This is a genomic window from Bacillus sp. TH19 (assembly GCF_016651075.1).
In the GTDB taxonomy this organism is placed as follows: domain Bacteria; phylum Bacillota; class Bacilli; order Bacillales; family Bacillaceae_G; genus Bacillus_A; species Bacillus_A mycoides.
In genome coordinates this window covers 734,711-753,735 of sequence record NZ_JAEKEO010000007.1, presented here as the reverse complement: position 1 = coordinate 753,735, position 19,025 = coordinate 734,711, and the positions used below count along the sequence as shown (strand labels likewise).

Annotated in this window: 17 protein-coding genes; 2 read left to right on the top strand and 15 right to left on the bottom strand. The window is 38.8% G+C overall.

Annotation, left to right across the window (positions count from 1 at the left end; translation table 11 throughout):
* Nucleotides 1–30 precede the first annotated feature (30 nt).
* The 15 genes from gntP to JFU54_RS07505 all read right to left on the bottom strand — a co-directional run bounded on the left by gntP (nucleotide 31) and on the right by JFU54_RS07505 (nucleotide 16,839).
* The gene (gene gntP / locus JFU54_RS07575; protein WP_201064099.1) at nucleotides 31–1,356 is read right to left on the bottom strand and encodes a gluconate permease GntP; all 1,326 of its coding nucleotides are present in this window, start codon (nucleotides 1,354–1,356) and stop codon (nucleotides 31–33) included.
* 66 nt (nucleotides 1,357–1,422) lie between these two features.
* Nucleotides 1,423–2,148, bottom strand: a complete 726-nt coding sequence (locus JFU54_RS07570) for a GntR family transcriptional regulator (protein WP_002015828.1) — start codon at nucleotides 2,146–2,148, stop codon at nucleotides 1,423–1,425.
* Nucleotides 2,148–3,164 (bottom strand): sugar kinase, encoded by a 1,017-nt coding sequence (locus JFU54_RS07565; protein WP_201064097.1) that lies wholly within the window; start codon nucleotides 3,162–3,164, stop codon nucleotides 2,148–2,150. Before JFU54_RS07565 ends, JFU54_RS07570 begins: the two co-directional genes overlap by 1 nt.
* The gene (gene dagF, locus JFU54_RS07560; protein WP_000181936.1) at nucleotides 3,157–3,912 is read right to left on the bottom strand and encodes a 2-dehydro-3-deoxy-phosphogluconate aldolase; all 756 of its coding nucleotides are present in this window, start codon (nucleotides 3,910–3,912) and stop codon (nucleotides 3,157–3,159) included. The genes JFU54_RS07565 and dagF overlap by 8 nt, the downstream gene beginning before the upstream one ends.
* Before the next feature lies 1 nt (nucleotide 3,913).
* Nucleotides 3,914–5,017: a DgaE family pyridoxal phosphate-dependent ammonia lyase gene (locus JFU54_RS07555; protein WP_016095904.1), complete on the bottom strand. Its 1,104-nt coding sequence runs from the start codon at nucleotides 5,015–5,017 to the stop codon at nucleotides 3,914–3,916.
* Nucleotides 4,995–6,095, bottom strand: a complete 1,101-nt coding sequence (locus JFU54_RS07550; RefSeq protein ID WP_193652268.1) for an amidohydrolase/deacetylase family metallohydrolase — start codon at nucleotides 6,093–6,095, stop codon at nucleotides 4,995–4,997. The genes JFU54_RS07555 and JFU54_RS07550 overlap by 23 nt, the downstream gene beginning before the upstream one ends.
* 276 nt (nucleotides 6,096–6,371) lie before the next feature.
* Complete coding sequence (locus tag JFU54_RS07545; RefSeq protein ID WP_201064095.1) at nucleotides 6,372–7,232, bottom strand: M15 family metallopeptidase; 861 nt, start codon at nucleotides 7,230–7,232, stop codon at nucleotides 6,372–6,374.
* Nucleotides 7,233–7,314: 82 nt separating this feature from the next.
* Nucleotides 7,315–8,421: a sensor histidine kinase gene (locus JFU54_RS07540; protein ID WP_193652266.1), complete on the bottom strand. Its 1,107-nt coding sequence runs from the start codon at nucleotides 8,419–8,421 to the stop codon at nucleotides 7,315–7,317.
* Nucleotides 8,414–9,112, bottom strand: coding sequence for a response regulator transcription factor (locus JFU54_RS07535; RefSeq protein ID WP_002015820.1), 699 nt, complete (start codon nucleotides 9,110–9,112; stop codon nucleotides 8,414–8,416). The genes JFU54_RS07540 and JFU54_RS07535 overlap by 8 nt, the downstream gene beginning before the upstream one ends.
* Before the next feature lie 205 nt (nucleotides 9,113–9,317).
* Complete coding sequence (menC, locus tag JFU54_RS07530; RefSeq protein WP_201064094.1) at nucleotides 9,318–10,424, bottom strand: o-succinylbenzoate synthase; 1,107 nt, start codon at nucleotides 10,422–10,424, stop codon at nucleotides 9,318–9,320.
* Nucleotides 10,425–11,870 carry an o-succinylbenzoate--CoA ligase gene (locus tag JFU54_RS07525; RefSeq protein WP_201064090.1) on the bottom strand — a complete coding sequence of 482 codons (1,446 nt, stop codon included), beginning with the start codon at nucleotides 11,868–11,870 and terminating at the stop codon, nucleotides 10,425–10,427.
* Between the two features lie 127 nt (nucleotides 11,871–11,997).
* Complete coding sequence (gene menB, locus JFU54_RS07520) at nucleotides 11,998–12,816, bottom strand: 1,4-dihydroxy-2-naphthoyl-CoA synthase (protein WP_016102878.1); 819 nt, start codon at nucleotides 12,814–12,816, stop codon at nucleotides 11,998–12,000.
* Nucleotides 12,817–12,884: 68 nt separating this feature from the next.
* On the bottom strand, nucleotides 12,885–13,697 hold the full coding sequence (gene menH, locus JFU54_RS07515; protein ID WP_016102877.1) for a 2-succinyl-6-hydroxy-2,4-cyclohexadiene-1-carboxylate synthase: 813 nt from the start codon (nucleotides 13,695–13,697) through the stop codon (nucleotides 12,885–12,887).
* Nucleotides 13,694–15,448, bottom strand: coding sequence for a 2-succinyl-5-enolpyruvyl-6-hydroxy-3-cyclohexene-1-carboxylic-acid synthase (menD, locus tag JFU54_RS07510; RefSeq protein ID WP_201064088.1), 1,755 nt, complete (start codon nucleotides 15,446–15,448; stop codon nucleotides 13,694–13,696). Before menD ends, menH begins: the two co-directional genes overlap by 4 nt.
* On the bottom strand, nucleotides 15,445–16,839 hold the full coding sequence (locus tag JFU54_RS07505; protein WP_201064087.1) for an isochorismate synthase: 1,395 nt from the start codon (nucleotides 16,837–16,839) through the stop codon (nucleotides 15,445–15,447). Before JFU54_RS07505 ends, menD begins: the two co-directional genes overlap by 4 nt.
* A gap of 193 nt (nucleotides 16,840–17,032) precedes the next feature.
* Here JFU54_RS07505 and JFU54_RS07500 point away from each other — a divergent pair, with 193 nt between their 5' ends.
* Nucleotides 17,033–17,986 carry a 1,4-dihydroxy-2-naphthoate polyprenyltransferase gene (locus JFU54_RS07500; RefSeq protein WP_002015811.1) on the top strand — a complete coding sequence of 318 codons (954 nt, stop codon included), beginning with the start codon at nucleotides 17,033–17,035 and terminating at the stop codon, nucleotides 17,984–17,986.
* Nucleotides 17,987–18,265: 279 nt separating this feature from the next.
* Nucleotides 18,266–18,997, top strand: coding sequence for a yteA family sporulation protein (locus tag JFU54_RS07495; RefSeq protein WP_201064086.1), 732 nt, complete (start codon nucleotides 18,266–18,268; stop codon nucleotides 18,995–18,997).
* Nucleotides 18,998–19,025 lie beyond the last annotated feature (28 nt).

Sequence of the window (19,025 nt, the reverse complement as noted above, 5' to 3'; positions counted from 1 at the left end):
AGGATACCTTTAAATAGGCACCCCCTTCTTCTAAACAAACATATTAAGTAAAAGCGCAAAGCCGAATGCAATAAATGATAACAATGTCTCCAGCACCGTCCACGTTTTAAACGTTTCTTTTACTGTCAAACCTAAATACTCTTTTACAAGCCAGAATCCTGCATCATTTACGTGAGAAAACATTAATGAACCTGCACCGGTTGCAATAACGAGTAATTCTAAATTTACACCAGACATGTGCTGAATAACCGGTGAAACAATTCCAGCTGCTGTCGTTAATGCTACAGTAGCTGAACCTGTTGCAATTCGGATTAATCCCGCTACCATGAACGCTAAGACGATTGGTGATAATGAAATGTGTTCTGCCATTTGAGCGATGGCTGTTCCAACGCCGCTTTCAATTAATATTTGTTTAAATCCACCGCCTGCACCAATTATTAAAATAATGGAACCGACAGGTAGTAAACTTTCATCTGTTAATTTTTTAATCATCTTTTTATTAATTCCTTGTTTTATACCAAGCAAATAAAACGCTGCGAAACATGAAATAAGTAAAGCGATTACCGGACTTCCTACAAATACTAAAAATTCAGTTATTTTTTTCGATAATGAAATATATGGTGCGACTACTGATAAAATCATTAAAACTACTGGTAATAAAATGATAAAGAATGAAGCTTTACGACTTGGCAAATCAGTAGATACTGTCGTAACTCGAACAAGCTCCGGTTCATTTTCAGGTATAACCCTCTTATGTACCCACTTTGCAAATACCGGTCCTGCGATAATTGCTGTTGGTAACGCGATAATTAATGAATACAATAGTACCTTTCCTAAATTCGCATTATAAATACCGATTGCTGTCATCGCACCTGGATGCGGCGGCACTAGCCCATGTACAATCGATAATCCAGCAATAACAGGTAACGCAATTAACAATATATTTTGTTTCGTTGTTTTTCGAATTGAAATAACAAGTGGTAATAAAATGACGATTCCCACTTCAAAAAATAATGGAATACCTATAACAAATCCGGCGAATAACATTGCCCAAGGTAATTTTTTCACCCCGAAGAATCGAATGAAGAAATCTGCTACTTGCATGCCAGCCCCTGAATCAGACATCATTTTCCCTAAAATTGTTCCGAGAGCCAAAATACCAACTAAATGCCCTAGTACACTACCAACACCAGTTTCATAGGCAGTAACAATTTTGGTCAAGTTCAACCCAGACATAATAGCTAAAAATAGACTAGCAACTGTTAAACTAATAAATGCATGCCACTTCCACCACGATACCCCTAAAATAATAATTGCGATCGCAATTAACGTGACGATTAATAAGTATATATCCATATCCCATTCCCCCTTCGATATGAAAATTTTTTACAGAAAAAGAGGGAATTGGTCCCTCTTCATTTTTTACACATCATAATTTACAACGTAATGCTGCATTTCCGTATTGTAGTAGCCTTCACTATATTCAATTACTTCGCCAACTTCATCGTAAGAATAGCGCATACGTTTTAATAACGCTGTTCCCTCTTTTTCTCCTAACGCTTCTGCAACGAAATTAGGCGCAAATCCAACAGCGAATTCATCTCTGAAGTTTTCTAAATGTATACCACGGTCCTCGACTAGATCATAAAGCGATTGTAAGTCAAAGTCCGCTAAGTCTGTACTTGCCATTTGTGCTGAGAAATAGTGCGTATAATGAATGTACGGAGTATCATTTAAAGCATATAGGCGCTCAATACGAAAACTCTCTTTACCAAACAAACGAAATGGTACTGTTCCTTCTTCATTATGAACCACTTCTGCCTTTAGCAATTTCTTTTGTACTTTATAGCCTTCTTCCACTAACACTTCTGTAAATTTCTTTCCCTTTGAAAGCTTTGTCGCAGAAGTATTTCGAATGACTTTCGTTCCTTTACCACTTTTCTTTTCTAAATATCCTTCTTGAACGAGTTCTTTAATTGCGTTTCGCACTGTAATTTTACTCACTTTGAACTCTTCTTCTAATTGTGGTTCAGAAGGAATATTTGTATGAATGGCATAAACACCATGTAATATTCGATCACGAATAATATTTTTAATTTGTAAATATAATGGACCTCTTTTTCTCGTTACGTTCACCGTTACACCCACTACCTTTCTACATCACCTACTGATGCCGTCATTGCCCGAAGTATATCTTTCTCTGATGACATTGGCGTATCACCGACGATTGTATGTGCAAGCATTCCAGCTGCTGACGCAAATGAAACAGCTTTCTCTGGTGCAAACTCTTCTATCTCGCCATGAATAATCCCGCTCGTATAAGCATCTCCAGCACCTATTCTATCATATACAGAAAACGTAAGTGTTTTGGCAAAAGTGAACGTCCCATCTTTACATATGAATCCGCGAAGTGAGTGTGTATTATCGCTATTAATAGAACGATGTGTCCCAGCAATTGTAGCGATATTATATATTTCAGCGACTTTTGGAATAAGATCAACAAGCTGTGCTTCTCGCTCCGTCTCTTCCGTTTTCATTCCGAGAACAAACATCGCATCTTTTTCATTCATCATTACAATATCGGCAAAGCCTAGCATTTTTTCATAATGAGGTTTCGCCTGTTCATACCCATCTTCTCCCCAAAGCGATGGACGATAGTTGCAATCGAAAACGACAGTGCCTCCATTTTCTTTAACTGCCTTCGCCAAAGATTTCATATGATGGCGCACAGTATCATTCATCGCAAGGGTAATCCCGCAAAAATGAACGATATCAATTTCTTTTGCGATTTCTTCAAATTGGTACATCTCTTCACATGCCGTATTGAAACTACTTTCTAATCGGTTCGAATATGTAACGCGGCTTGCACGTGCTCCAAATCCATTTTCTAAAAAGTACATACCAACATATTTACCGCCTCTTGAAACAAACGGTGCCTGAATGCCTAACTTTTGAATATGTGATACCGCAGCATCCCCAACAGAGTTTTCCGGTAAAGTTGAAATAAGAAAACCTTCATGTCCTAGATGAGAAAGTGCTGCTGCAACGTTCACACCTGTACCTGAAAATAAGTAATTTAATGTGTTTGCTTGCGACAGCAATTCATATCCTGGCACTTGCAGGCGCATCATTACTTCACCGAATGCTGCAATTTTCTTACGCATATTGATCAACTAACTTCTTCACGACCGCTAGTAATTCACGAACATCTTCTGTTTTCGTATTGCCAGTTTCTTTATCAATAATAGAAGAGTACACGTGCGGGATAACTTGCTCTACATTTGCCTCTAATGCAATACGTACAATTGTTTCAAAGTTCTCTTTATCAATTCCGCCTGTTGGCTCTAATGCAAATCCTTCTTCCGCACATGCTTTCGCAACAGCGCGATATTCTTCTTCATGAGCCAAGCCTTTCATTGGGAAGTATTTCAATGAATTCCCGCCCATATCACGTACAAGTGCGATTGCTGTTTTAATTGGAACGATTGCTTTTTCTTCTCCAGCTGCACTAATTGGACCAGTAGAAATATTTACGTAACCTACTTTTCCTGTTGGTGATACTAAACTATTAATCCAGCTATCTTTTCCGCCAAGATTTGCGCGCGTCGCTCCAACTGAAGGGAACACTTGGTTAATATGACTACCAGGATAATGCTTCGCAATTTCAGCTACAACTGCCGCTTGGCGATTATCTCCTGCTCCAAGTCCAATTGATACAGCGTCATCAATTTCTTTTCCATATGCTTTCATCGCAGTTACTGCTTCTTCTACTGTCGGATAGTCTTTTGATAACACACCGACTACTACATAACCTTCTGCTGCTTCAAAAATGTCTTTCGCATTTCGGATATTGTTCGCTAATACATTTAATGCTACGCGGCCTTTATAAAAACGTTTTTGAATGTTTGTCATCTTAGTTTCCCCCTACAATTTCTCTCATTTTTTCTTCAATTACATGTATGTCATCACCTTGAAGTGGGCGTGGATCAATATCAAAGAATCCTTGTCTTACTCCGTAATCACGTGTGTAAATTGCGATTTCCCCTTCGCGTAATGCCGTCACAACATCTTTTGCAGTTTTATTTAATTCGTTCTCGTTAATATGAATACGCGCTCTAAAGATCGCTCTTCCTGCTTCATCTTGAACGATTGTTACATTTACACCGTTTAATTCTTTCAGCGGCATAAGCACTTGTAACAACTCTTTTTCTTGCTCACTCTTATCTTCTTTTACTCCATACTCATCAAGCGCTTGAAGTAAACCGAAAGTCGTCTCTTTCCCAACTTTCATACTTCTTCCGATGCAATGTAATTGCACTTTTAGCCATTCAATATATTTTCGTTTACCGCCGACAATACCGGAAGTAGGTCCTTCAATCGCCTTTGAACCGCTATAAATGGCTAGGTCTGAATACTTCACGTATTTTTGAATATCTTCTTCAGCTGCCGCATCAACGATAAGTGGTACATTATTTCGCTGCGCAACTTCCCATGCTTCTTCAACAGAAATCATATTTTTTTGCACGGCATGATGTGATTTCACATATAGAATCGCTGCTGTATTTTCACCAATCGCATCTTCAATATGTTCTGCTTTCCCTTCATTTGCGTAGCCAACTTCTACAAGTTTACCGCCGCCTAAATAAATCATCGTTTCAACAGGAGCACCGTATTGAACGTTATGACCTTTTAACATAATCACTTCGTTTTTCGCGATGACCTCTTGATGAAGTCGTTCACTTTTGCGGCGATTTCCTTCTGTAACGATACCAGCGATAGAAAGCGCAATTCCGCTCGATGCTGAATTCACAACGACCGCTGCCTCTGAATCTAGAATTCTCGCAATATGGTCTCCTGCTTTATCTACTAAATCTGCAATTTCCACATAATTTTGTCCACCATGTTTCATCGCATCCATAACTGTATTTGTCGGAGCAGATACACCTAAAATACTCATTCTACCGCTCGCATTAATCACTCTTTTTAATCCGTACTTAGCATTCAATGAATGACCCATTAATTACAACCCCTTTCGTATCAATTCTTCTTTCAGCAATGCGCTGATCCCCTTCTGAATCAATTAACGTAATCGGTTCATCTTTCACCGTAAATAAAGTTAAGTTTGCAATATCGCCTTCTTGAATACGGCCAAGCTCTGGTTTTTTCAGCCACTCTGCCGCATTTTTCGTAACCGCATCAATTACTTCTTCTAGCGGATACCCCAAGTAAAGGAATTTCGAAAGAACGTGAGCCATACTGTAAACTGGACCGTGTATACGATTCTTCCGGTAAATGTCTGTACTAATTGTATTAAAGGCAATACCGTGACACTTCGCGGCTTCTGCTACTTTAAAAGAAAAACTAGCATTACCGTGACCAACATCTAAATGAACACCACGTTTCACTGCATCTAACAACACAGGTAGCGGTTTGCCTTCTTCATCAAATAAATTATTTTCTTTCCCGTTTAAGTAATGTGTAATGACATCATCTTTTTCTAAAAGAGGTACAACTTCCTCAATACGCGGAGGAGCTGAACCGATATGTACCATAATCGGCAATGATGTTTCACGAGATAAAGAGCGCGCTACGTGCAGCGGTTCAATTCCGCTATCACAAACGACACTTTTACTCATTCTCGCTTTTAATCCAACGATTACATCTTTATACTTTTCTACTGCATCTATTACTTTCTCTTTATCTATCCATTCCATATTGGATAATTCATCAATTCGTTTCAAACCGATGCGAGAAATATTTAAAAAGGCAAATAAATTCGTTTTTGCCTGTTCTCTACTTTGTACTAAATCTGCAATACGATCAGCTCCGCAGCTACCCGCATCAACAATTGTCGTTACCCCTTGCTTAACGCCAATTTCATCTACCTCATCGCCATACGGATCAAACTCTGGAAAAGCATGAACGTGCAAATCAATCCAGCCACTCGATACGTAAGTACCTGAGTAATCAAGAACCTTTTCACCCTCGCCAGCACCAGCTTTCGTCACCTGTGCGATTTTATTATTTTCAATTACAATGTCAATCTCTTCCCCGTTCACACGTTTCACATTACGTAGCACGAATCGTTCTGTCATTGTATTTCCACCCTTTTCTATAAGAAGCCATAAGAATACGCTTACATTAAAGTTTCATTTTATATCTCTTTCACATATTTAGAGTATCATGAAAAAAAAGAAAAGTAAATATAACGTTATAATGTTTAATGGTAAATAAAAAAACAATCCACAAAATGTTGATAGTACAGGAAATTATATCAATGATTCGACAAGGAATATCGATTTACCGACAAAAAACGGCAATCTATTTCTTATATGCCAAAAGACTGACCCAAAACGGACCAGCCTTTTTCTCTATTCTTGAACCGTCACAATAACCCCGTCCATATTGTTCCCCGAAATTTCATACTGCTTATTCACCGGAACATTCACGTTCATACGATCTGAAACTTTATAATAAGAAACCGTATATTTCTTACCTTCAACCTCCGTTGAAACTTCTTTTTCCTCTTTTAAGAAGTCCAAATATTCCTCTAACGTAATCTTCTTTTTTTGCATAATTGCGCTATGTGGTAAGCCGACATAACGTATGTGCCACGGCTCATATTGAATGCCCGTAATATCACTTTTATTTTTCGGATAACGTAAAACAAATCCGTGCTTCCATACGTTCTCTTCAATCCATTTTCCTTCAGGAGCTTTCTCCATTTTCTTTTGAGTAGACCCAACGTCGAGTGATAACCCTAAATTATGTTCACTATATCCTGCTGGAAGTGCATAATCCGATCCCATTTCTTTATATAATTTACTTTGTTCTTGAAAATCTCGGTAACCGCTACTCATTAAGAAATGCTGTACTCCATCTTTCCCAGCTGCATCGACAACGTTCAAAAACTTTTTTACAACACCCTCTGATAAGCGAAGATTTCTATCAAATATTACATAGCCTCTTACTAATTCACTATTGTGATTTACATTGACAATATCGGACCTAACACTATCTTTTTTAACCGGATAATCTCTATTAACTAATAATAGATCACCTTTATAAATTTGTTCCTCTGTAACCTCTATCTTTTCAGTGTTCGCGGCTTTTACTTTGTAATCTTTTTCTGCAATTTTAACATCGATCTCCTTTTGAAATACTGGTGATATATAAAAGCCTACACATGCTGTACATACTATAAAAAGAGAAATAAATACCCACTTTTTCATTTCTAGTTCCTCCTTAACGTAACTTACGTATAGAATAGAAAAAACTATTAAAATAAAAAGTGGGGTAAAGTTTAAATTTTTATTAAATTGCTTTGCTCTCTTCTTTTGGTAATCTCACTTCAAATATCGTTCTAATTACGTTACTTTCAGCAGAGATTGTCCCATCATGCTGTTCGATAATATTTTTTGCGATAAATAGCCCAAGGCCTGTTCCGCCCTGTTGTTCTGACCTCGCCTTATCACCTGTATAAAACATATCAAATAAATATGGTAAATCTTCTTCTGGAATGCTATCGCCGTAATTAATAATTTGTACAACTACCTCTTCATGATCAATATATCCGTTCACATCAACAAACTTTCCATCGTATCCATAGCGAATCGCATTCGTTAAAAGATTTTCAAATACTCGAGCTAACAATTTCCCGTCACCGTTAATAGGTAAATGCGAATCCATATTCAATCTCGCTTCTAAACCTTTTTTTTCTAATAACGGATATAATTCTTCATCTAACTGTATAAGTAATTCACTTATATCAATTGGTCTTTTTTCAATTTGCAACATGCCATAATTCATTCTCGTTATTTCAAATAATTCATCAATTAAGATTTCAAGCCTTTCGGATTTCGTAAAAGCAATTGTGGAAAAATGTTTAATTTGTTCCTTCGTCAAATTCTCATCTTTAAGAATTAAATCTAAATACCCTAAAACAGATGTTAGCGGCGTTCTTAAATCATGAGCTAAGTTGACAATGAGCTGATCTTTACTACTTTCCGCAAAGTCTCCTCGTTCAACCGCTTCTTTTAATTTTTCACTCGCTACATTAATTTCGCGTGCGATATATCCAAACTCATCATTTGATGAAACACGAACTTGATTTGAAAAATCTCCGTTCGCAAGATGATGAATCCCGTTCGAAATCTCATCAAAATATTTTAAATACGGTCTAGTAAGGAAGAAGAAAAACATAATGGACAGAGGAATAAATACAATTAAAAAGAAATTAATGTCCCCAATTTGTCTTACCATTGAACGAAATTGGGCTAAAGGATCCTCATAACGAACTACTAATTTATAATAGAGACGTAGCCCCTCATAAATTAAATACGTTACACCAGCAGCTAATATCATACTTAACGCAAATAGCATAATCATCTTCGAGCGAAAGCTTCTCATCGTTTTAGCCATTGAAAGTATAACCTACCCCCCACACTGTTTTTATTAACTTATCCTTTCTTTTATCTTCCCCAAGCTTTTTTCGCAAAGTACGGATATGTACCATAACTGTATTTCCACTTTCGTAATACCCTTCAGCCCATACTTGCTGAAAAATATTTTCCACACTGTACACTTTCTTCGGATGACTTGCTAATACATATAAAATATCAAATTCTTTTGGTGTTAATTCAATTGGCTCTCCGTACACATTTACTGTTCTTCGCTCAGGATCAATAGCGACTCCGCCTATTTCTAAAGCAGATTTATTCTCCGCTACTTTCGGCTGATTTAACGTAAGAAATCTACGCAGTTGTGCATTTACACGTGCAACTAATTCAATCGGTGTGAAAGGCTTTGTCATATAATCATCTGCGCCTAATACAAGACCTGTCACTTTATCAAAATCAGATGTTTTCGCACTTAAGAAAATGATTGGCATGTGGTGCTTGCCGCGAATCTGCCTCGTCACTTCATATCCATCCATTTTCGGCATCATAATATCTAAAACCACTAAGTCAATTGGCTGCGTTTGAATAATATGCATGGCTTCTTCTCCATCAGCTGCTTTAACGACGTGGTAACCCTCTTTTTCTAAATGTATCTCAATTAAATCAGCAATTTCCGCTTCATCATCAGCTATTAAAATTGAAATGCGCTTCATTTTAGTCCCCCTACTTTATTCTGTTTTCATACGCTCGATTTTAAACTAGTCTATCCAATTTGTACACTAAGAAAAGGCTACCCGTAAGAGTAACCTTGATAAATGAAATTATATCGGCGATTTTTTAAATATATCGACTTACCGAAAATTAACGAGAAAATCATCCCGCTATTTGCAGGTAGTCAGTACTAATAAAAGCTCCCATTCATCGCTCAAAAATAATCCGCTGCTTTGTTATTTCTTCCAACCTGCCTCGATCTACTTCATACTCACGTTCAATACTTTGCGGTACCCTTACTTTTCCGCCTTCAAGCATCACTTCCGGTGAAATAATATCCCTCTCCCAATGTCTACTAGAAGCAGATATATCTCCAGGAATCGTAAAGTTTGGCAAAGAGGCGAGTGCAACATTTTGAGCTCGTGAAATCCCCATTTCTACCATGCCACCACACCAAACTGGTATGTTATGCTCCATACAATAATTATGGATTTGAACGGACTCTGTTAATCCGCCCACTCGCCCTGGTTTAATATTAACGACGCGGCAACTGCCAAGCGTAATCGCAACACGTGCGTCTTCTAAACTATGGATGCTTTCATCTAAACAAATCGGTGTTTCAATTTTCTTTTGCAGTTGTGCATGATCCAGAAAATCGTAATCCGCTAACGGTTGTTCAATCATCATAAGCCTAAATTCATCTAGTCGTTTCAACTTCTCCGTATCCGCTAATGTATAAGCTGAATTTGCATCAGCCATTAACGGGATGTTCGGAAACTCTTTGCGAATTTCTTTCAGTAATTCGTAATCATGTTCTGGCTTTATTTTCACTTTAAAGCGCTCGTATCCTTCTTCCGCGTACTTCTCGATTTGTTTTAACATAACGGGAATTGTATTGATCCCAATCACAACGCCGACTTCAATTTCAGACCTATTTCCGCCAAGCAATGTCGCTAACGACTGCTTTTGACGCTTCGCATATAAATCCCAAACAGCACCTTCAATTCCGGCCTTTGCCATTCGGTTTCTCTTTATATGTTTGAACAAAGACGGTACTTCATTCGGATGAGAAATTTCAGCTTTCAATAAATCTAGTAATAAAAAATCCTGAAGTACATGCAGCGCTGTCTTCACCGTTTCTTCCGTATACCACGGTTCAGAAAATGCAACGACTTCACCAAAACCAATGTATCCATCTGTATCTTCTAATTCAATGACGATACTTTCACGCTTTTCATAAGTCCCGTAACTTGCCGCAAACGGGATAATGAGCGGCATTTCCGTTATATAAAGTGTCGCTTTTTTTATTTCCACCTACATCTCCTCCACTAATTGTCTTAACTCTCGTCTTAACAATTTCTTCGAAGCATTTCGTGGTAATTCCTCTAAGAAACATGCTTTCTTCGGCACTTTATATTTCGCTAATTTCTCTTCGCAAAAACGAAGAATTTCTTCTTCTGTTACGTCTCCACTTTTTACAACAAAAGCAGCTGGTACTTGTCCCCAACTTTCGTCAGCCATACCGACAACACCCGCTTCTACTACCGCCGGATGAGAGAGCAATACTTCTTCAATTTGAGCTGGATATATATTTTCTCCGCCAGAAATAATTAAATCACTGCGTCGATCTAATACGTATAAAAATCCTTCTTCATCTAAATAACCGAGGTCACCAGTATGAAGCCATCCATTTCTGATCGCCTCATGCGTCGCATCTTCACGGTTAAAGTAGCCACCTGTTACGTTCGGTCCTTTTACTACAATTTCTCCTTCAGCACGGGGCGGCACAACTACGCCGTCTTTTTCAATACGAAGCTGACACTGAAATAGTGGTTTTCCGGCCGATCCTACTTTCGTTAACATGTAATCTGCTGTTAACGTACAAATTTGCGATGATGTTTCTGTCATACCGTACGTTTGATACACAGGAATTCCTTTTTCCACACATGTTTCTAATAACGGCTTCGGTGCTGGTCCTCCCCCAAGTAACATGCATCGTAAAGAAGATGGATATGTACCTTCGCCAAGTCGTTCTAATAAATCTGTTAGCATTTTAGAAACGACAGAAATAATCGTAACGCCTCTCGTTTGAAGTGCTTTATGAATAAAATTAGCATCATATTTTGGAACGAGTAAAATGCGCATACCGTACATAATATTTTTCATTAAAAGAGATAACCCGCCAACGTGGAACATTGGCATACAAGCTAACCAACAATCATCATCACGAAGCCCTAAATTAAGCGAAGAACCGACTGCACTTGCCCAGTGGTTACCGTACGTTAAAACAACGCCTTTCGGTTTCCCTGTCGTCCCTGACGTATAAATAATTGTCATCGCTTCTTCTAAAGAGAATTCTTCTTGTATAAATGCTTCCGCCTTCGGTCCTTGCATCACTTCAGCAAATAAACGTACTGGAACATTTTCCGTCTCAAACTCTTGATCCGTCACTAAACAAACAACTTCCGCATCACCCATTTGCCAAAGTAGCTCTTCTCTTGAAAGACGCGTATTTAAAAGCACAGCTACTGCACCTATGTAAGATAGGGCGTGAATAACTGTAATCATCTCCATACCATTTTTCATCAGAACAGCCACCTTTTGCGCCCGCTTCACTCCTACATGCGTGAGGTGTTCACAAACAGATACTACTTTTTCATGCAGTTGCACGAAAGTAACCTTCTCCTCTTCAATTTCAATTGCAGTGCGATCAGGTGTTAAAAATGCACGTTGCATTAACCAATTCGGCATCGTCTCCATCACTCATTCTCCTTTCATGAAAGAAAGAGACCTGATATGACATCAAGTCTCTTAGTTGTTTTGTTTCCGGTGTGATCTTTTGGGAGCGTCTCACATTGTGTGCGAGCCGCTTCCGCTTTTGGTTTGATCACGGGAAACGAGGAAATTGACCGAAGTCCGGAGTGCGTTTTTCTTTGAACGCGTCGCGGCCTTCTTTTGCTTCGTCAGTTGTGTAATACAATAACGTTGCATCTCCAGCTAGTTGTTGAATACCAGCTAAACCGTCTGTGTCTGCGTTGAATGCAGCTTTTAGGAAACGAAGTGCCATTGGGCTGTTTGCTAAAATTTCTTGTGCCCATTGTACTGTCTCTGCTTCAAGTTCTTCTAATGGTACTACTGTGTTTACTAAGCCCATATCAACCGCTTCTTGTGCACTATATTGACGGCATAGGTACCAAATTTCACGAGCTTTCTTATGGCCTACCATACGAGCTAAATAACCAGCTCCGTATCCACCGTCAAAGCTTCCTACTTTAGGACCTGTTTGTCCGAATACAGCGTTGTCTGCAGCAATTGTTAAGTCACATACGATATGAAGTACGTGTCCACCACCGATTGCATAACCTGCTACCATTGCGATAACCGGTTTAGGGATTGCGCGAATTAGACGTTGTAAGTCTAATACGTTTAAACGTGGGATTTGGTCGTCACCTACATAGCCACCATGACCGCGAACTTTTTGGTCGCCGCCAGAACAGAATGCACGTCCACCTTCACCTGTTAAAATGATAACGCCAACATTTGCATCATCACGAGCGTGTGCAAAAGCATTGATTAACTCCATTACCGTTTTAGGACGGAATGCATTATGTACTTCAGGGCGGTTAATCGAAATCTTTGCGATGCCATTGTATGTTGAATAAATAATATCTTCGTAATTGCCTTCTTTTACCCATTCAATAGTCATTACTATTACCTCCTTTTATATTTCTGATCTCCGCTATAAGTGCAACTTCCTTCTTGCTGAAAAAAGTATCACTGCATAGTTTTTAGAAATCCCTTTACTATTGTATCAAACTTTTCCGGTTGTTCCACATGAATTGCATGGCCAGCCCCATCAATTTTGACAAATTTCGCATGAGGGATGCATTTTTCGATGTTTTTTAATAGGCGAAAGAACTTTTCATCGCTTTCTCCATTCAGTAAAAGGACAGGCATTTTTAGGTTTTGCAATTCGTTCCACCATGAAGGCTGAGCCCCTGTTCCCATGCCGCGAAGACTATTTGCAAGTCCTTTTGGATTATTAGCAAGTCGTTCTTTTCGCACCGCTTCTTTTACGTTTTGCGCTAAACGTTTTTGCGTTTCAAATAGCGGAATATTTCCCCACATCGATACAAAACTTCGGATGCCTTCTTGCTCAATTTTATCGGCAAGTCGTTCATCTTTTTCCTTGCGTTCTTTTCGCTCTTTTGCACTCTCAAGTCCAGCTGTACAGTTTTCTAAAAGAAGCGAACGCACATATTCTGGATATAAGCATGCCATCGTAATCGCAAGTCTACCACCCATTGAATAGCCAAGTATGTGCGCATTTTCAATATGAAGATGATCCAGTAGTTCTTTCATTTGCAGCGCCACATTTTGAATATCATAATGCGTCACATCTTCAGGACTTTCCGTTTTCCCGTGTCCAACAATGTCTACTAGAATGACTTGAAACTGTTCGCTCCAAGAAGGAATAAAGGAACCCCACGTTTCCATGCTTCCCGTAAAACCATGAAGAAGTAGAAGTGGTTCCCCGCTTCCGGCTACTTCATATTCATACGATACACCTTGCAATGTTACTTTCATTTTGATTCACCTTGCAAAGATATAGTAATAACGTCCATTGTTTTTGCCCATAGTTCACGATGTAATTTCAAGTTTTCTTCGCGATTCGTACAAATTTCCACAACGTGTAATCCATTCGTTTTCGTTCCATTCTGCACTTCTTCTCGGAAGTTTTCCCAACCATTTATACGGCTAAATGAACCACCATACATTTTGACAACATGTTCATAATCAAGCCCAATTGGTGTTCCAAATAATGATTCGAAATGTTCCTTTTTCTCGTATTGTGGTAAGAATGAGAAAATACCTCCACCATCATTATTTACAACAACAATCGTTATATTTAACTCATGTAACTTTGCGGCTAATAACCCGTTTAAATCGTGATAAAATGATAAATCACCGATTACTAATACGAGCGGATCACAAATAATACTCGCTCCTAAAGCTGTTGAAATGATTCCATCAATACCATTTACACCGCGGTTCGCCATTACTTGAATGTTTTTATCCGATGTGAAGAAAAATGAATCGGTATCGCGAATTGGCATACTATTACTCGCAAATAACGTTGCCCCTTCTGGTAATACACGTACAATATCCGTAATTACTTTTCCTTCAAATGCCGTTTCATATGTTTCCATCTCACAAAGTGTTTCTCTCGTTTTCTCGTTTATATGTTTCCACATTCCGAACCAATCATTCTTTTTCATAACTGGCATTTTCTCTAGTAATGCTCTGCAAAATTCACTGTCACTAGCTTGTACAACTTCTGTCGCAACTAGAGCTGGATCTCTCCATTGTCCAGATTCATCGACAACGATATGAACAGCTTTCGTTTGTTTTTTGATGAACTGCGTTAATGCTTTAGAAACAGGCATTCCGCCGAAACGAATTAAAACATTCGGCTTCCACGTTTCTTTTAACAATTCATTTCGTAAAAATGTATCGTAACAATCTATAACCATCGTTTTATCATGATTACCACTACGAAGGTTAGAAAGTGGATCTGCTAAAATTGGATACCCTGTTTTCTCAGCTACTTTCATAACAACTTCTGTTATTTCTGGATGACTGCCGTCTCCACAAATAATAAGCCCCTTTTCCATATGTGAAAGGCGCCCTACAAGAGAATCTACATATTCACTCGGCATCGTCACGTTCCCTTGCTGAACTACTCCTGTATATTCACCACGCCCTTTATCCCATAAACTTTCTAATGAGAAATCCGGTATAAGCGGCTCGCGAACTGGAAAATTAAGATGAACAGGTCCTTGCGGCGCTAGAAGTGCGCTTGCTATCGTACGCTGCGTTGTCATTCGAGCGTAATGATACATTGCTTCACTCGCTTCAGGAAGTGCCATCTCTGTAAATTGCTTCACAAAAGTACCGTATAAATTAAATTGATTCATCGCCTGTGGTGCACCCACATCTCTTAATTCATGCGGTCTATCCGCTGTTAATACGATAAGCGGCACTCGTGAATGAAACGCTTCACATACAGCTGGATAATAGTTCGCTGCTGCCGTCCCTGACGTACATAATAGCGCAACAGGACGTTTTTTTGCTTTCGCAATACCGAGCGCAAAAAATCCTGCTGATCTTTCGTCTACATGTAAATATGTTTTCATTCCTTCATGTTGTTCCATTAGTAAGGCAATCGGCGTTGACCGTGAGCCAGGACTAATGACAACATCACATACATTTAGACGCGTCAGTTCGTCCACGAACGCGCCTAAATAATATGATAATGCTTCTATATGATTGTTCATTTCATTAATTCCTCCAAAGCACCCAGCATCGGTCTAAACTTCAAACTTGTTTCTTCATATTCAAGCTGCGCTACTGAATCAATTACGATACCACAGCCGGCAAACAAGGATGCCTTCTCGCCATTTAATAATCCGCAGCGAAGTGCAACCGCAAATTCACCATTTCCTTCATCATCTATAAAGCCAATTGGTGCACCATATAATCCTCTATCTAAAAGCTCTACATCACGAATTAATTTCAACGCCTCATGACGAGGTGTACCACCAAGAGCTGGTGTTGGATGTAATTCTTCTACCATCGTTAAAAGACTTGCATCACCTTTTGCTTCTACTGGCGTATATAAATGGATTAAATTTTTCGTCGTTAATAAGCCTGGGCTCTCCGGAATATTAACAGATTCGCAATGCTCACTTAGCACACCTCGAATCATGTTAACTACATAACCGTGTTCAGCCAAATTCTTTTCATCATGAAGAAGCGTCTCACCATTTTGTTTACTTTCTTCTATAGAATTGCCATGACCAATTGAACCAGCAAGGCACATCGATGTGAACTTCTCGCCTTCTTTTCGAATCAATCGCTCAGGTGTCGCCCCTAAGAAGCATGCTCCTTTATAATCAAAAGAAAATACGTAACAATCCGGTTGCCCAATGCGAAGCGCTTCTAAAACAAGAACGGAATCAATATGCTGATCCATCGTTAATTTTAGCTCCCTTGCTAATACAACCTTCTGCACGTTCCCTTGCTTCATTTCATCTTGCACTTTTCCAATCGCGTTCATCCAGCCAATCGGATCAACTTCTACTTTAGAAGTAACTGTTAATTTTGATCCTACTAGTGCACATTTACTCTCTTGTAAAATTCTCTCTTCTACAGAAATAATTTCGTTATAAAGAGTTTCTGCACAATCTTCAGCTGAAACGAACTGATTAATCGTTAACCACGCCTTTTCATTTTTTACAGTTAATAAAAATGCTGGTAGTGAAAATGTGGTATCATCAAATTCTTTCCAAAGATTCGTTTTTTCTTTTTCTTGGTCAAATGAAAATCCACCAAATAAAAGAGGACCTGTTCCAAATTCGTATCCTTCTCTTTGTACGAATGCTTTCTCTTTTACTTTATCCCACTCGTCACGAGCAGTTTGAAAGCGTTTGTGAGAGGAATTTGCTATAGTGAAAACAGAGCCAATTCCAGCAAATATTACATGCTGAGCTGGGTCTGCAAAATAACATCTATTTTCGAATGCGATCCTTTTTCCTGCTGCATAAAACAGAAGTGGATCCACCCAATCTATTTGTTTTACAAAACTAACTAATGTTTTTTCATCAGTCGCACGCTTAATAGCTGTAACAAGAACTTCTTGTAAGCCTTTTCGTTTCGTTTGAATCACAATTGTCTCCCCCCTATGGGCGAAAAATAGTCATAATTACGCTTGATTTTAAGATACACCTCAAAGGAAAGGCCTGTCAACGTTTAGCATTTCTGAGAAATTCACCTTCTCTTCCTAGAAAATAAACGTTGACACTAAATGATGCTTTTTCTACACTTAATTGTGTACAATATGTGACCAAGGAGGATTCAACATGGAAATGAACGTCGAAACGAATTCCTCTCCTACGGCGCCAAAGCCAAGTAAACAAACAGGCTGGCGAATTTGGTGGAGTTTATTACGTCCCCATACATTAACAGCAGCTTTCGTTCCTGTTTTCATCGGAACAGCTTTTGCAATGCAGGTCGGAGGTATAAATCAAATACATCTTCCTCTTTTCTTTATGATGCTTCTTGCTTGCCTTCTCATTCAAGCAGCAACGAACATGTTTAATGAATACTTTGATTATAAAAGAGGACTCGATCATGAAGGTTCAGTTGGAATAGGCGGTGCTATCGTCCGCGATGGCATTAAACCAAAAACCGTTCTTAACTTAGCATTCGGATTTTTAGGCATCGCAACGCTATTAGGTGTTTATATTTGTATGAACTCTAGCTGGTGGCTTGCTGCAATCGGTCTTGTTTGTATGGCCGTTGCTTACCTTTACACTGGTGGCCCCATTCCAATTGCGTACACACCATTTGGAGAACTAACAGCAGGATTATTTATGGGTGTCATTATTATTGGTATTTCATTCTTTATCCAAACAGGGGCAGTAACATCAGAAGTGATTTTATTATCTATTCCAAGCTCCATTTTAATTGGTGCAATTTTACTATCTAACAATATTCGTGATTTAGATGGTGATAAAGAAAATGGTCGTAAAACGTTAGCAATTCTCGTCGGACGCGAAAGAGCCGTTGGTGTACTTGCTTCTATGTTTATCGTTGCCTACATTTGGACAATCGCTTTAATCATCGTTAACATCGTATCACCATGGATGCTTATCGTATTCTTAAGTGTACCGAAAGCATTTAAAGCGACGAAAGGCTTTATCGGCAAAAGCATTCCAATGGAAATGGTACCTGCGATGATTTCAACAGCAAAAACAAATACAATTTTCGGTCTCCTAATGGGAATCGGATTATTGCTTGGATACTTCCTATAAAGTGAAACTTTAATCAGTGGGGGTTTTGTTCATCACCCACTGATTATTAGCCCTCACCAATCGGGCGTTTACGGGTAGCCCGACTCCCACCTAACTTCTTTGCTCCAGCAAAATTCTAAGGTGGGAGTTTTACTGCCCGGCAAATAGCGGGATAGAAAGGAGCTGCTTATGCGGCTCCTTTTTTCATATACCGACTTCCCGGCTGAAATTCATCTCATAATTCCTACTCTCAACGCTCATACTATGTAAAGAAACTGAATTGTAGGAAGGTGGACGACTATGTTAACTCCACAACAAATAAATCAATTTAAATCTATTCTAGAAAAACAACAGCAAGAAGTTGAACAAACGATACAAACTCATGAAGATGAAAACCGTGCATCTGAACGTGATTCAGTAGGAGAATTGTCTAGCTATGACAACCATCCAGGTGATATGGCTACAGAATTGTACGAACGTGAGAAAGATTTCGGACTCATCGAATTTTGGCATAAACAGTTAGAAGATACGAAACATGCTCTGCAAAAAATTGAAGCTGGTACGTACGGAATTTGCGAAGTGTCTGGTGAGGAAATTCCATTTGAAAGATTAAAAGCAATGCCAACTGCTACAACGTGTATTCAGCACACTACAAATAAATTAGATATGCAGACACGCCCAGTTGAAGAAGAGGTGCTAAATTCTTCGTTTCATAAGCACGACGAAGATCATTCTGTAGAGTACGATGCTGAAGATGCTTGGCAAGACGTCGCAAATTACGGAACATCAGAAACACCATCCGATTTAGAAAGACAGGATTCAAAAAACTATAATGGCATGTACGTAAATAGTGAAGAAAATGTTGGGTATGTAGAGGATTTCGAAAACTTTATTGGAACAGATATGTATGGAAAAAACCCACAAGTTTTCGCAACAGAAGAACATGAAGAATATGAACAATTGCTTGATGACTCTGAAGAACGCACCTTTAAAGGTGAATTATCTTCAGATGAGTCTGGTTCTAAAGCATAAAAAAAGCATTCCGAAATTCGGAATGCTT

What these genes read in the sequence shown, in the direction of transcription:
- gntP (WP_201064099.1), bottom strand. Translation starts at nt 1,356, where the DNA reads ATGGATATATACTTATTAATCGTCACGTTAATTGCGATCGCAATTATT.
- JFU54_RS07565 (WP_201064097.1), bottom strand. Translation starts at nt 3,164, where the DNA reads ATGCGTAAGAAAATTGCAGCATTCGGTGAAGTAATGATGCGCCTGCAA.
- dagF (WP_000181936.1), bottom strand. Translation starts at nt 3,912, where the DNA reads ATGACAAACATTCAAAAACGTTTTTATAAAGGCCGCGTAGCATTAAAT.
- JFU54_RS07555 (WP_016095904.1), bottom strand. Translation starts at nt 5,017, where the DNA reads ATGGGTCATTCATTGAATGCTAAGTACGGATTAAAAAGAGTGATTAAT.
- JFU54_RS07550 (WP_193652268.1), bottom strand. Translation starts at nt 6,095, where the DNA reads ATGACAGAACGATTCGTGCTACGTAATGTGAAACGTGTGAACGGGGAA.
- JFU54_RS07545 (WP_201064095.1), bottom strand. Translation starts at nt 7,232, where the DNA reads ATGAAAAAGTGGGTATTTATTTCTCTTTTTATAGTATGTACAGCATGT.
- JFU54_RS07540 (WP_193652266.1), bottom strand. Translation starts at nt 8,421, where the DNA reads ATGGCTAAAACGATGAGAAGCTTTCGCTCGAAGATGATTATGCTATTT.
- JFU54_RS07535 (WP_002015820.1), bottom strand. Translation starts at nt 9,112, where the DNA reads ATGAAGCGCATTTCAATTTTAATAGCTGATGATGAAGCGGAAATTGCT.
- JFU54_RS07525 (WP_201064090.1), bottom strand. Translation starts at nt 11,870, where the DNA reads ATGGAGACGATGCCGAATTGGTTAATGCAACGTGCATTTTTAACACCT.
- menB (WP_016102878.1), bottom strand. Translation starts at nt 12,816, where the DNA reads ATGACTATTGAATGGGTAAAAGAAGGCAATTACGAAGATATTATTTAT.
- menH (WP_016102877.1), bottom strand. Translation starts at nt 13,697, where the DNA reads ATGAAAGTAACATTGCAAGGTGTATCGTATGAATATGAAGTAGCCGGA.
- menD (WP_201064088.1), bottom strand. Translation starts at nt 15,448, where the DNA reads ATGAACAATCATATAGAAGCATTATCATATTATTTAGGCGCGTTCGTG.
- JFU54_RS07500 (WP_002015811.1), top strand. Translation starts at nt 17,033, where the DNA reads ATGGAAATGAACGTCGAAACGAATTCCTCTCCTACGGCGCCAAAGCCA.
- JFU54_RS07495 (WP_201064086.1), top strand. Translation starts at nt 18,266, where the DNA reads ATGTTAACTCCACAACAAATAAATCAATTTAAATCTATTCTAGAAAAA.